General features: G+C 43.8%; 13 protein-coding genes. All 13 read left to right on the top strand.

The window, feature by feature from the left end:
• Positions 1-295: 295 nt before the first annotated feature.
• The 13 genes from mnmG to glmS all read left to right on the top strand — a co-directional run bounded on the left by mnmG (position 296) and on the right by glmS (position 13861).
• Positions 296-2185, top strand: coding sequence for a tRNA uridine-5-carboxymethylaminomethyl(34) synthesis enzyme MnmG (gene mnmG / locus AC4IFO_RS14815; RefSeq protein WP_490735461.1), 1890 nt, complete (start codon positions 296-298; stop codon positions 2183-2185).
• Between the two features lies 1 nt (position 2186).
• Positions 2187-2807, top strand: a complete 621-nt coding sequence (rsmG, locus tag AC4IFO_RS14810) for a 16S rRNA (guanine(527)-N(7))-methyltransferase RsmG (protein WP_490735459.1) — start codon at positions 2187-2189, stop codon at positions 2805-2807.
• 601 nt (positions 2808-3408) lie between these two features.
• Entirely contained in the window at positions 3409-3786 is a 378-nt protein-coding gene (atpI, locus tag AC4IFO_RS14805) for a F0F1 ATP synthase subunit I (RefSeq protein WP_490735457.1), read from the top strand.
• 33 nt (positions 3787-3819) lie between these two features.
• Entirely contained in the window at positions 3820-4638 is an 819-nt protein-coding gene (atpB, locus tag AC4IFO_RS14800; RefSeq protein ID WP_042846803.1) for a F0F1 ATP synthase subunit A, read from the top strand.
• A 47-nt stretch (positions 4639-4685) separates the two neighbouring features.
• Positions 4686-4925 (top strand): F0F1 ATP synthase subunit C, encoded by a 240-nt coding sequence (gene atpE, locus AC4IFO_RS14795; protein WP_004093904.1) that lies wholly within the window; start codon positions 4686-4688, stop codon positions 4923-4925.
• A gap of 58 nt (positions 4926-4983) precedes the next feature.
• Entirely contained in the window at positions 4984-5454 is a 471-nt protein-coding gene (gene atpF / locus AC4IFO_RS14790; RefSeq protein ID WP_004906301.1) for a F0F1 ATP synthase subunit B, read from the top strand.
• Between the two features lie 12 nt (positions 5455-5466).
• Positions 5467-6000 (top strand): F0F1 ATP synthase subunit delta, encoded by a 534-nt coding sequence (atpH, locus tag AC4IFO_RS14785; protein WP_206085529.1) that lies wholly within the window; start codon positions 5467-5469, stop codon positions 5998-6000.
• Positions 6001-6014: 14 nt separating this feature from the next.
• Positions 6015-7556 carry a F0F1 ATP synthase subunit alpha gene (gene atpA / locus AC4IFO_RS14780; RefSeq protein ID WP_206085531.1) on the top strand — a complete coding sequence of 514 codons (1542 nt, stop codon included), beginning with the start codon at positions 6015-6017 and terminating at the stop codon, positions 7554-7556.
• Between the two features lie 52 nt (positions 7557-7608).
• The gene (gene atpG, locus AC4IFO_RS14775; RefSeq protein ID WP_273804118.1) at positions 7609-8472 is read left to right on the top strand and encodes a F0F1 ATP synthase subunit gamma; all 864 of its coding nucleotides are present in this window, start codon (positions 7609-7611) and stop codon (positions 8470-8472) included.
• Positions 8473-8506: 34 nt separating this feature from the next.
• Complete coding sequence (atpD, locus tag AC4IFO_RS14770) at positions 8507-9889, top strand: F0F1 ATP synthase subunit beta (RefSeq protein WP_273804117.1); 1383 nt, start codon at positions 8507-8509, stop codon at positions 9887-9889.
• Positions 9890-9910: 21 nt separating this feature from the next.
• On the top strand, positions 9911-10336 hold the full coding sequence (locus tag AC4IFO_RS14765) for a F0F1 ATP synthase subunit epsilon (protein ID WP_042846797.1): 426 nt from the start codon (positions 9911-9913) through the stop codon (positions 10334-10336).
• A 126-nt stretch (positions 10337-10462) separates the two neighbouring features.
• Positions 10463-11833 (top strand): bifunctional UDP-N-acetylglucosamine diphosphorylase/glucosamine-1-phosphate N-acetyltransferase GlmU, encoded by a 1371-nt coding sequence (glmU, locus tag AC4IFO_RS14760; protein ID WP_219245197.1) that lies wholly within the window; start codon positions 10463-10465, stop codon positions 11831-11833.
• Between the two features lie 195 nt (positions 11834-12028).
• Positions 12029-13861, top strand: a complete 1833-nt coding sequence (gene glmS / locus AC4IFO_RS14755; RefSeq protein ID WP_490735454.1) for a glutamine--fructose-6-phosphate transaminase (isomerizing) — start codon at positions 12029-12031, stop codon at positions 13859-13861.
• The last annotated feature ends 36 nt before the right edge of the window (positions 13862-13897 follow it).

The raw sequence follows: 13897 nt of genomic DNA, 5'->3' as shown, positions 1-13897 counted from the left end.
TTTAGGGCCACCAAGGCCTGTGCATAAGTACCCATTTTGATCCCAGCTTATACGCAATCGGATCACGGATCATTCACAGTATATGATCCTTTACACTTTTATGATCTTTAAAGTGAAAATCCACTTATCCACAGAAACAGGTGATCCTAATAAAAGATCTAATAAAGAGATCTTTAAATAAAAAGATCTTATATATTATAAGGGGAGAAGCCTAGGGGTTGTCTCTCTTTCAAACTTGAGTAGAATTCTCTCCTCAAATGCACAGTCCGCATTTTCTAACGTTTAAGGTTCACACATGTTTTATCCAGAGCAATTTGACGTCATCGTAATTGGTGGTGGTCATGCCGGTACTGAAGCAGCAATGGCAGCTGCACGTATGGGGCGTCAAACCCTATTACTGACTCACAATATTGATACATTGGGCCAGATGTCTTGCAACCCAGCCATCGGTGGGATCGGTAAGGGGCATCTGGTCAGAGAAATTGATGCCCTCGGTGGTTTAATGGCCACTGCAACAGACAAGGCGGGTATTCAATTTAGAACATTAAATGCCAGCAAAGGCCCAGCTGTTCGTGCAACTCGTGCACAAGCAGACCGCGTTCTTTATCGCCAAGCAGTTAGAACAGCTTTAGAAAATCAGCCTAACTTAATGATTTTTCAGCAACCTGTTGAAGATCTGATTGTTGAAAACAATCAAGTCACAGGGGCTATTACCCGCATGGGCTTAAAATTTAAAGCCAAAGCTGTGGTATTAACCGTTGGGACTTTCCTTGATGGAAAAATTCATATTGGGTTAGAAAATTACAGTGGGGGTCGTGCAGGTGATCCACCATCAATCTCCCTTTCTCAACGTCTAAGAGAATTACCACTACGTGTTAACCGTTTAAAAACGGGAACTCCCCCACGTATTGATGCAAGAACAATTGATTTCAGTCAGTTAGCTCAACAGCTAGGTGACGACCCAATGCCTGTATTTTCATTCTTAGGTTCGCAAGATCAACATCCACAACAGATGCCTTGCCATATCACCTACACCAATGAAAAAACCCATGATGTGATCAGAAATAACCTTGATCGTAGCCCTATGTATGCAGGGATCATCGAAGGGATCGGCCCTCGTTATTGTCCGTCGATCGAAGACAAAGTGATGCGCTTTGCTGATAAAGACTCACATCAAATTTTCTTAGAGCCAGAAGGCTTAACGAGCAATGAAATCTACCCTAACGGGATTTCCACCAGCCTGCCATTTGATGTGCAAATGCAAATTGTGCACTCAATGAAAGGGATGGAAAACGCAAGGATCATTCGTCCTGGTTATGCGATTGAGTATGATTTCTTTGACCCGCGCGATCTCAAACAAACACTAGAAAGCAAGTTTATTAATGGTTTGTTTTTTGCTGGTCAAATCAACGGCACAACGGGTTATGAAGAAGCGGGTGCTCAAGGCTTACTTGCTGGCTTGAATGCTGCACAACATGCCTTTGGCTTAGAAGGTTGGTTCCCTCGTCGTGACGAAGCTTACATCGGTGTTCTCGTTGACGACCTTTGCACACTTGGTACCAAAGAACCGTACCGTATGTTTACCTCACGTGCAGAATACCGCTTGATGCTACGTGAAGATAACGCTGATCTACGTTTAACAGAAAAAGGCCGTGAACTTGGTCTCGTTGATGATGTGCGTTGGGCACACTTCAACAAAAAAGTGGAACTGATTGAAAAAGAGCGTCAGCGCTTAAAAGATATCTGGGTTCACCCTAAATCTGATAACCATACTGAGATTGATGGAATATTAACCGTTCCGTTATCCAAAGAAGCGAATGGTGAAGATTTATTACGTCGTCCTGAAATGACTTATCAAATGCTGACCTCGTTAAATTTGTTTGCACCTGCAATTGAAGATCAACAAGCCGCTGATCAAGTTGAGATTCAAGTTAAATACGAAGGTTACATTGCACGTCAGAAAGAAGAGATCGAAAGACAATTACGTAATGAAAACACCTTGTTACCTGTAGATCTTGATTATAAACAAGTGAAAGGATTATCCAACGAGGTAATGGCAAAGCTGAATGATCACAAGCCAACGTCTATCGGCCAAGCTTCACGTATTTCAGGGATCACTCCTGCCGCGATTTCTATTTTACTTGTTTGGTTGAAAAAGCAAGGCATGCTACGCCGGAGCGCTTAACATGGATTTATTATCAAAACTTAATCAATTACTTGCCAAAACCGACATCGATTTAACGGAAAAGCAAAAACAGCAGTTAGTTGGTTATGTAGGGTTACTAGTTAAATGGAACAAAGCCTATAACTTGACGTCCGTACGTGACCCGCAACAGATGTTAATCCGCCATATTATGGATAGCATAGTGGTGAACGGTCAACTCAACGGACAACGGTTTATCGATGTTGGAACGGGCCCTGGGTTACCAGGCGTTCCTTTAGCCATTGTTCGACCTGATTCCCATTTTGTTCTATTGGACAGCTTAGGGAAGCGTGTACGCTTTTTAAAACAGGTTCAACATGAGTTAGGGCTAACTAACATAGAACCTGTTCAGTCACGAGTTGAAGAATATCCCGTTGAAAATGGTTTTGATGGCGTTATTAGCCGTGCGTTTGCATCGTTAAATGATATGTTGAGTTGGTGTCATCACTTACCTTCACCTGAAGGGCGTTTTTACGCTCTAAAAGGTGTCATTCGTGATGATGAAATGGCTCTACCAGAAGGGTTTGTGATTGAGTCTATCACTGAGCTTCAAGTACCAGAACTTGATGAGCAACGCCATTTAGTTAAAATTTCGCTGAAATAAAGTTGCTTTCTATCAAATAATTTTATCTTTTAGAGCGATAGCCGAATGTTGAAAAACAGACGGCTATTTTTGTTTTTGGCCGAATAACAAAAACTCGAATTTTACGTGTTATTTACACAGCAATAACGAATAAGTTTCAAAAATAATAAGTTGAAGGGAAAAAGTGAATGTAATTGGCTATTTTGACTTAATCGATTTAGCTAATAAAATAGTTAACAGTGAAATATTTGATTTATAGATTCATTATTTAGCTTAAAAATTGTCTTTCTTAATTATTTGATTTACAGATTAAATCTAATTTTTCTTATGAAGAAAGTTGAAGGAATAAATAAAGCGAACAAAGCTAAATGTGATTAATGTCACATTTAAGTGAACATATGTAGCAATTCATTAACTATTTATTAATTATTACATCGATAATTCTGCGCTATCTCGAAAAAATTAAATATTTATTCACCTTTTCGCTACTTACTGATTGAATTCATTTCGCCTGCCCGTATAATTTGCTCGTTTTTGTCTCTTGACACATTTACGCAAAGGCAGTTTTATACAACACTTAGCGTTTCTGAGGCTGAGAAGAGCTGGGAGTATACGAAAAGTTATGTCTGTATCCCTTTATGACAACAAGCATGCTGCAAAGCAGTTGTCTGTTCAGTTTATAACTTTAATGATCCTCAGTGGGGCTTTCTGTGCAAATAGTATAGAATGGGGGGCCTCTGCTCTTGCTGGTGGGTTAGCATGCTGGTTACCAAATATCGTATTTATGCTGCTAGCACAATTTCAGAAAGCAAAGGAAGAGGATGAACCTGTCCGCATTGCCTGGTTCTTAGCATTAGGAGCAGGGCTAAAGGTTGTTACAACTATCGTTGTTTTAGTTGTTGCTTTCGGTGTGTTCAAAGCGTCATTAACACCACTGGGTTTGACCTATTTAGCGGTGCTAATTGTTCAGATTGTTGCACCAGCCGTTTTTAAACGGTAAGTATTTTTAAACTACAAAAGGGTAAGAGGCATCATGTCTGCATCAGGAGAAGTGATGACTACAGAGGATTACATAGGCCACCATCTGAGAAATCTTCAGTTGGACCTGAGTACCTTTAAGTTGGTCGATCCCCACGCTAGTCCAACATTTTGGACGTTGAACATTGACTCGCTTTTTTTCTCAGTAGTTCTCGGGGCTCTGTTCCTGTGGCTATTTAGAAGAGTTGCAGCCAATGCGACTAGTGGCGTACCCGGTAAGTTACAGACTGCAATAGAACTGATCATTGGTTTCGTTGATAACTCAGTCCGTGATATGTATCACGGTAAGAGCAAAGTTATTGCTCCTTTAGCATTAACGGTGTTCGTCTGGGTATTCTTAATGAACCTGATGGATTTACTCCCAATTGATTTCCTTCCGTATATTGCTGAGCATTATCTCGGGTTACCTGCATTACGTGCAGTACCAACCGCAGATGTTAGTGTCACTCTATCGATGGCGATTGGTGTGTTTATCCTAATCCTCTTTTACAGCATCAAGATGAAAGGAATTGGCGGATTTACAAAAGAGCTCACAATGCAGCCTTTTAACCATCCTGTCTTCATTCCAGTCAACTTGATTCTTGAAGGGGTAAGCCTGCTGTCAAAACCTGTATCACTCGGTCTGCGACTGTTTGGTAACATGTATGCAGGTGAATTGATCTTTATTCTTATCGCGGCTCTGCTTCCGTGGTGGTCACAGTGGTTGTTAAGCCTACCTTGGGCTATCTTCCACATACTGATTATTACGCTACAAGCCTTTATTTTTATGGTTCTGACTGTTGTCTATCTCTCGATGGCATCTGAAGAGCACTAATTTAATTAATCAATAATTGTATTAACTGAAACAAACTGGAGACTGTCATGGAAAACCTGAGTATGGATCTGCTGTACATGGCTGCCGCTGTGATGATGGGCTTAGCGGCGATCGGTGCTGCGATCGGTATCGGCATCCTAGGTGGTAAATTTTTAGAAGGTGCTGCTCGTCAGCCAGATTTAATTCCTCTGCTGCGTACACAGTTCTTTATCGTAATGGGTCTGGTCGATGCTATTCCGATGATTGCTGTTGGTCTGGGCCTGTATGTAATGTTCGCTGTTGCCTAATTAACGTTACGGAACACTGTAAGAACATTAATTCACTAATGAATAAGAGGTATTGTCTGTGAATCTAAATGCAACAATCCTCGGCCAGGCTATCGCGTTTGTCCTGTTTGTTTGGTTCTGTATGAAGTATGTATGGCCACCGATTATGGCGGCCATTGAAAAACGTCAAAAAGAAATTGCTGACGGTTTATCTTCTGCAGAACGTGCTAAAAAGAACCTGGAACTGGCGCAAACCGACGCAACCGACCGACTGAAAAAAGCGAAAGCTGAAGCACAAGTCATCATTGAACAAGCGAATAAACAACGCGTTCAAATGATTGATGAAGCAAAAGCAGAAGCGGAAGCAGAACGTGCAAAAATCGTCGCGCAAGCGCAAGCTGAAATTGATGCTGAGCGTAAACGTGCACGTGAAGAGTTACGTAAACAGGTTGCGATGCTTGCTATCGCAGGTGCCGAGAAGATCATCGAACGTTCCGTGGATGAAGCTGCTAACAGCGACATCGTTGATAAACTAGTCGCTGAACTGTAAGGAGGGAGGGGCATGTCTGAAATCGCTACTGTAGCTCGCCCCTACGCCAAAGCAGCTTTTGACTTTGCTGTGGAAAACCAAGCTGTCGAAAAATGGCAGAATATGCTGGCCTTCACCTCATTGGTGACGCGCAACGAACAGGTTGGTGAGCTGCTTTCTGGTTCTATTGCACCAGAAACATTAGCTAAAACGTTTATCTCTGTTTGTGGAGATGAAATTGACGAGCATGTTCAGAATCTGATTCGTGTTATGGCAGACAACGGGCGTTTAACGACGCTGCCAGAAGTATTAGCTCAATTTATTCAATTGCGCGATGCTCTGGAATCAACCATCGAGGTTGATGTCATCTCTGCTAACGAACTGAGTGAACAGCAGTCAGCTAAAATTTCTGCAGCGATGGAAAAACGTCTGTCACGCAAAGTTAAGCTGAATTGCAAAATTGATAAGTCTGTTATTGCTGGAGTGATCATTCGTGCTGGAGACCTCGTTATTGACGGGAGTATCCGCGGTCGCTTAGAGCGTTTAACTGACGTCTTGCAGTCTTAAGGGGACTGGAGCATATGCAACTGAATTCCACCGAAATCAGCGAACTGATCAAACAGCGTATTGCTCAGTTCGATGTTGTGAGTGAAGCTCACAATGAAGGTACGATTGTATCCGTTAATGACGGTATCATTCGTATTCACGGTTTAGCCGAAGTCATGCAGGGTGAGATGATCGCACTGCCTGGCAACCGTTACGCTATCGCATTGAACTTAGAGCGTGACTCCGTTGGTGCGGTTGTCATGGGTCCTTATGCCGACTTGGCAGAAGGCATGAAAGTTAAATGTACTGGTCGTATTCTTGAAGTTCCAGTAGGCCGTGGCCTGTTAGGACGTGTCGTGAATACACTGGGTCAGCCAATTGATGGTAAAGGTCCTGTTGATAACGATGGTTTCTCACCTGTAGAAGTTATCGCACCGGGCGTTATCGATCGTCAATCAGTTGATCAACCTGTACAGACTGGTTATAAATCAGTCGATGCAATGATTCCAATTGGTCGTGGACAGCGTGAGCTTGTTATCGGTGACCGTCAAACAGGTAAAACTGCTTTGGCAATCGATGCAATCATCAACCAACGCGACTCAGGCATCAAATGTGTGTACGTGGCAATCGGCCAGAAAGCGTCTACCGTTTCTAACGTAGTTCGTAAACTGGAAGAGCACGGCGCACTGCAAAACACTATCGTTGTTGTTGCTACAGCATCTGAATCAGCTGCTCTGCAATACTTAGCACCATATGCTGGTTGCGCGATGGGTGAATATTTCCGTGACCGCGGTGAAGATGCACTGATCGTATACGATGACCTGTCTAAACAGGCTGTTGCATACCGTCAAATTTCACTGTTGCTGCGTCGTCCACCAGGACGTGAAGCTTACCCAGGTGACGTTTTCTATCTGCACTCACGTCTGCTTGAGCGTGCTGCTCGCGTTAACGCTGAATACGTAGAAAACTTTACTAAAGGTGAAGTTAAAGGCCAAACTGGTTCACTGACAGCTCTGCCTATCATTGAAACCCAAGCTGGTGACGTTTCTGCATTCGTACCGACAAACGTAATTTCGATTACAGATGGTCAGATCTTCCTGGAATCTAACTTGTTTAACTCTGGTATTCGTCCAGCGGTTAACCCAGGTATTTCAGTATCTCGTGTTGGTGGTGCTGCTCAGACTAAAATCATTAAGAAACTGTCTGGTGGTATCCGTACTGCACTTGCTCAGTATCGTGAACTTGCAGCGTTTGCTCAGTTTGCTTCCGACCTCGATGACGCGACTCGTAAACAGTTAAGTCATGGTCAAAAAGTAACTGAACTGCTGAAACAGAAACAGTATGCACCGATGTCAGTAGCAGAGCAGGCACTGTCTCTGTTCGCGGCAGAACGTGGATTCTTGGATGATGTTGAGTTAGCGAAAATTGGTGCGTTTGAAGCTGCTTTAGTTTCTTTTGCACAGCGCGAGCATGCTGACCTTATGAACGAAATTGGCCCGGCTGGTAGCTATAACGATGATATCGAAGGCAAGTTGAAAAAACTGCTCGAATCATTTAAAGCAACTCAGTCCTGGTAATACTATTCGGCCCGAATTTTTAGGGCCGTCTGGTTAATAAGGAGAAGCAGAAATGGCCGGCGCAAAAGAGATACGTTCCAAGATCGGAAGTGTACAAAATACACAAAAGATCACTAAAGCGATGGAAATGGTCGCTGCGTCCAAAATGCGTAAAACGCAGGAACGCATGGCGGCCAGCCGTCCTTATGCAGAAACCATGCGCAGTGTGATTGGTCACCTAGCGTTAGGTAATCTGGAATATAAACACCCATATCTCGAAGAGCGTGAAGTTAAGCGTGTCGGGTATCTGGTTGTTTCAACAGACCGTGGTCTGTGTGGTGGTTTGAACATTAACTTGTTCAAAAAACTTCTCGCGGACATGAAGTCATGGTCTGAGAAAAACGTTCAGGTTGATTTGGCTTTAATCGGTTCTAAAGCGGTTTCATTCTTCGGTTCTGTGGGCGGTAACGTCGTAACACAAGTTACCGGAATGGGGGATAACCCAACGCTTTCGGACTTGATTGGTCCAGTTAAAACTATGCTACAAGCCTATGATGAAGGGCGTTTGGATAAACTGTATGTGGTGACGAATAAGTTCATCAATACAATGTCTCAGGAGCCAACTATTCTTCAATTGCTGCCATTGCCTGCAAGCAATGACGAAACATTGAAGAAGAAGTCTTGGGATTATATATACGAACCCGATCCTAAGGCGTTGCTGGATACCCTGCTACGTCGTTATATCGAGTCGCAGGTTTATCAGGGCGTCGTTGAAAACCTGGCTAGTGAGCAGGCCGCACGAATGGTAGCGATGAAAGCCGCTACTGATAATGGTGGAAACCTGATCAAAGAGTTGCAGTTGGTTTACAACAAAGCTCGTCAGGCCAGCATTACTCAGGAGCTTACCGAAATCGTTTCGGGTGCTTCCGCGGTTTAACAGCTAGGTTTACGAATTACGTAGAGGATTCAAGATGGCTACTGGAAAGATTATCCAGGTAATCGGCGCCGTTGTGGACGTCGAGTTCCCTCAAGATGACGTACCAAAAGTGTACGACGCTCTTGAGGTTGTTAACGGTAAAGAAAAACTGGTGTTGGAAGTTCAACAACAGTTAGGCGGTGGTGTTGTCCGTTGTATCGCAATGGGTACATCTGATGGCCTGAGCCGTGGTTTACAAGTAGTAAACTTAGAGCACCCAATCGAAGTACCAGTAGGTAAAGCAACTTTAGGACGTATCATGAACGTTCTGGGTGAACCTATTGATATGAAAGGTGATATCGGCGAAGAAGAGCGCTGGTCAATTCACCGTGCAGCACCAAGCTACGAAGAGTTAGCTAACTCAACAGAACTGCTGGAAACCGGTATCAAAGTAATGGACTTAATCTGTCCATTCGCGAAAGGTGGTAAAGTTGGTCTGTTCGGTGGTGCGGGTGTTGGTAAAACAGTAAACATGATGGAACTGATCCGTAACATCGCGATTGAGCACTCAGGTTACTCAGTGTTCGCGGGTGTTGGTGAGCGTACTCGTGAAGGGAACGACTTCTATCATGAAATGACCGACTCAAACGTTCTGGATAAAGTATCACTGGTTTATGGCCAGATGAATGAGCCACCAGGAAACCGTCTGCGCGTTGCGTTGACTGGTCTGACTATGGCTGAGAAATTCCGTGACGAAGGTCGTGACGTACTGCTGTTCGTTGACAACATTTATCGTTACACCTTAGCAGGTACTGAAGTATCAGCACTGTTAGGTCGTATGCCATCAGCGGTAGGTTATCAGCCAACGCTGGCGGAAGAGATGGGTGTTCTGCAAGAACGTATTACCTCAACTCAAACGGGCTCTATCACTTCCGTACAAGCGGTTTACGTTCCTGCGGATGACTTAACTGACCCATCACCAGCAACAACCTTTGCTCACTTAGACGCAACGGTAGTTCTGAGCCGTCAAATCGCATCTCTGGGTATATACCCAGCGGTTGACCCTCTGGACTCTACTAGCCGTCAGTTAGACCCACTCGTCGTTGGTCAAGAGCACTATGATGTTGCACGTGGCGTTCAGTCTATTCTGCAACGTTACCAAGAACTGAAAGATATCATTGCAATTCTGGGTATGGATGAACTGTCTGAAGAAGACAAACTGGTTGTTGCTCGTGCTCGTAAGATCCAGCGCTTCCTGTCTCAACCATTCTTCGTTGCTGAAGTATTTACCGGTTCACCAGGTAAGTTCGTTTCCCTGAAAGACACTATCCGTGGCTTCGGCGGTATCCTGAACGGTGATTACGACCACCTGCCAGAACAAGCGTTCTATATGGTTGGTACCATTGAAGAAGCTGTGGAAAAAGCGAAAAAGCTTTAATCCAGCTGACAGGAGGTTGATATGGTAGCTGCAATGACATACCACCTGACTGTAGTGAGTGCTGAAAAACAAATGTTTGAAGGCCTAGTACAGAAAATTCAGGTGACAGGTAGTGAAGGTGAGCTGGGGATTTATCCACAGCATACCCCGCTGCTGACTGCCATAAAACCGGGCATGGTACGTATTACCAAGCAGTTTGGTGAAGAAGAACTAATTTACCTCTCTGGCGGTATTTTAGAAGTGCAACCAAACGGTGTTATCGTACTCGCTGATACAGCGATCCGTGGTAAAGATTTAGACGAAGCTCGTGCAGTGGAATCTAAACGCAAAGCGGAAGAACACGTCCGTAAAGCACACGGCGATGTTGATTATGCTCAGGCATCGGCAGAACTTGCAAAAGCAATAGCGAAACTTCGAGTCATCGAGTTAACTAAAAAGCTAATGTAATGATAGCGGTATAGTAAAAAAAGCCAGTTGGTTAATCCTAACTGGCTTTTTTATTTGAGCGAAATATGTAGTATTTTAGATAGGAAATAGGTTTACTTTCATCCCAAAGTTGGAGTTTCAGGAAAAATGACTGTGCAAAGAAAAAGTGTCGTAATTTTAGCTGCCGGTAAAGGCACACGGATGTATTCAGATTTGCCTAAAGTTTTGCATTTACTTGCGGGCAAACCAATGGTTCAGCACGTAATTGATACTGCAAAATCAATCGGTGCATCAGATATCCATCTGGTATACGGGCATGGCGGTGATTTACTGAAAGAAAAACTGGGTGAGCAGAATTTAAATTGGGTTCTGCAAGCAGAGCAACTCGGTACAGGTCATGCAATGCAACAGGCAGCACCAAGCTTCCAAGACGATGAAGATATTGTCATGTTGTACGGTGATGTACCTCTAATTGCTAAAGATACGTTAGACCGCCTGATTGAAGTCAAACCCCAAGGCGGGATTGGCTTACTGACCGTGATTTTAGATAACCCAACAGGTTATGGTCGTATCATTCGCGAAAATAATGAAGTTGTCGGTATTATTGAGCAAAAAGATGCGACTGAAGAGCAACGTAAAATCCAAGAGATTAACACGGGGATCATGGTTGCAAGCGGTAAAGATTTCAAACGTTGGTTGGCTCAGCTGAACAACGATAATGCGCAAGGTGAATACTACATCACGGATATTATTGCCCTTGCACATAAAGAAGGTAACAAGGTAGCAACTGTTCACCCAAGCCGTTTAAGTGAGATGGAAGGGGTTAACAACCGTTTGCAACTGGCTGCACTTGAGCGTGTTTACCAGAAAGAACAAGCAGAAAAACTATTGCTGGCGGGTGTGATGCTAATCGACCCAGAGCGTTTTGATATTCGCGGTACCTTAACCCATGGACGTGACATTATTATCGATACCAACGTCATTATTGAAGGGAATGTGACGCTGGGTAACAACGTACAAATTCAATCTGGCTGTATCTTAAGGGATTGCGTGATTGGCGATAACTCAATTATTAGCCCATATTCAGTCATAGAAAACTCTGAATTATCATCAGAATGTACGGTTGGTCCTTTTGCTCGTTTGCGTCCGGGTGCTAAATTAGCGGCTAAAGCGCATGTGGGTAATTTCGTTGAAATGAAAAATGCCTCTTTAGGTTTAGGTTCAAAAGCGGGGCATTTAAGTTACCTTGGTGATGCGCAAATTGGCGATAACGTGAATATCGGCGCAGGGACCATCACTTGTAACTATGATGGTGCGAATAAGCATAAAACCATTATCGGTGATGATGTTTTTGTGGGTTCAGATACTCAATTAGTCGCCCCTGTTTCGGTCGCGAAAGGCGCCACTATTGGTGCTGGCACGACGGTGACTCGTGATGTTAACGAAGACGAATTAGTCGTCAGCCGCGTTAAGCAAATGCACATTAAAAACTGGCAGCGCCCGGTCAAGAAAAAATAAGTGAATTTTGATAAGGGGCCGATTGCCCCTTTGAATATAAAAAGCAGTAAATTATAAAATAGCTACCCAAGGTGGCATAAAAATATCTCCCCATTTTCTACAAGGCTGGGGAACAGCGAAAGCTGAAAAACAATTAGGTTACGACAAATGAAGGTTTCTAAAGAAAGAAACCTTTTGTCTAGGAATCAATAAAATATGTGTGGAATTGTAGGTGCTGTTGCACAACGTGATATCGCAGAAATTCTGTTAGAAGGTCTTCGTCGTCTTGAATATCGTGGTTATGACTCAGCGGGTATGGCTGTGGTTGATCACGAAGGTCATTTGCAACGCTTACGTGAAGTGGGCAAAGTGCAAATGCTGGCGGAAGAGGCAGAGAAAAACCCAGTATCAGGCGGAACGGGGATTGCACATACTCGTTGGGCGACGCATGGCGTGCCAAGTGAACGTAATGCTCACCCACATACATCGGGTTATATTGCGGTTGTTCACAACGGTATTATTGAAAACTATTTAGAACTCAAAGACGAACTGAAAAAGCTTGGTTATGTCTTTAGTTCAGAAACTGACACTGAAGTGATTGCGCACCTTGTTCATCATGAACAACAAAAAGGCGGCTCGCTGGTGGAAGTGGTTCAACGTGTTATTCCACAATTACGCGGCGCTTACGGCACTGTGGTTATGGATAGCCGTATTCCTGAGTTATTAGTCGCTGCACGCTCTGGTAGCCCATTGGTTATCGGCCTAGGTGTGGGCGAAAACTTCTTAGCGTCTGACCAACTGGCATTGTTACCTGTGACTCGTCGTTTCATTTACCTTGAGGAAGGGGATGTTGCTGAAGTTACTCGCCGTACTGTTCGTATCTTTGATAACAGCGGTGCCCTAGTTGAGCGCGAACAAATTGAATCGAATGTTCAATATGATGCAGGTGATAAAGGCGTGTATCGCCATTACATGCAAAAAGAAATTTATGAACAGCCGATGGCCATTAAAAACACCCTTGAAGGGCGTTTTGATAAAGATAACGGTATCGATTTAAGCGAGTTAGGCCCGAAAGCGAACGAAATTTTGTCTCAAGTTGAGCATATCCAAATCGTTGCTTGCGGAACTTCTTACAACGCAGGGATGGTTGCACGTTACTGGTTTGAATCTTTAGCGGGTATTCCATGCGATGTGGAAATTGCCTCTGAGTATCGTTACCGTAACCCTGCGCATCGCAAAAATAGCTTGATGATCACCCTTTCTCAATCAGGGGAAACGGCGGATACACTGGCTGCGCTGCGTTTATCAAAAGAGTTAGGCTATCTGACCTCATTAGCGGTTTGTAACGTTGCAGGCTCCTCATTGGTGCGTGAATCTGAATTTGCATTGATGACAAAAGCGGGTGCTGAGATTGGTGTGGCATCTACCAAAGCCTTTACGACCCAATTAACTGTTTTACTGATGTTAGTGGCGTATATGGGCCGCTTAAAAGGCGCAAACCCTGAGTTAGAAGAACGTATTTCTCATGCGTTACATGCACTTCCTGCACGCATTGAAAGCATGCTGTCGCAAGATAAAGTCATCGAAGCGTTAGCCGAAGATTTCTCTGACAAACACCATGCCTTATTCTTAGGTCGTGGCGACCAATTCCCTATTGCTGTTGAAGGGGCATTGAAATTAAAAGAGATTTCGTACATTCACGCTGAGGCTTATGCCGCGGGCGAATTAAAACATGGCCCATTAGCGTTAATCGATGCTGATATGCCTGTTATCATCATCGCACCTAACAATGAATTATTGGAAAAACTGAAGTCCAATATTGAAGAAGTGCGCGCACGTGGTGGCTTACTCTATGTATTTGCTGATCAAGATGCGGGATTTGTTGCAAGCGAAAACATGAAAATAGTTTCTCTGCCACATGTTGAAGAGTTGATTGCACCAATTTTCTACACTGTTCCCCTGCAACTGTTGTCTTACCATGTTGCATTAATCAAAGGAACGGACGTTGACCAACCACGTAACTTAGCGAAGTCCGTGACGGTTGAGTAATCAGTATCCATTAATTTAGAATTGCGGCTGGTATAA

The sequence above is a fragment of the Providencia sp. UF-224 genome (assembly GCF_058245955.1).
Note: the sequence above shows the minus strand (reverse complement) of the source record. Positions and strands in the feature narration are given on the sequence as shown.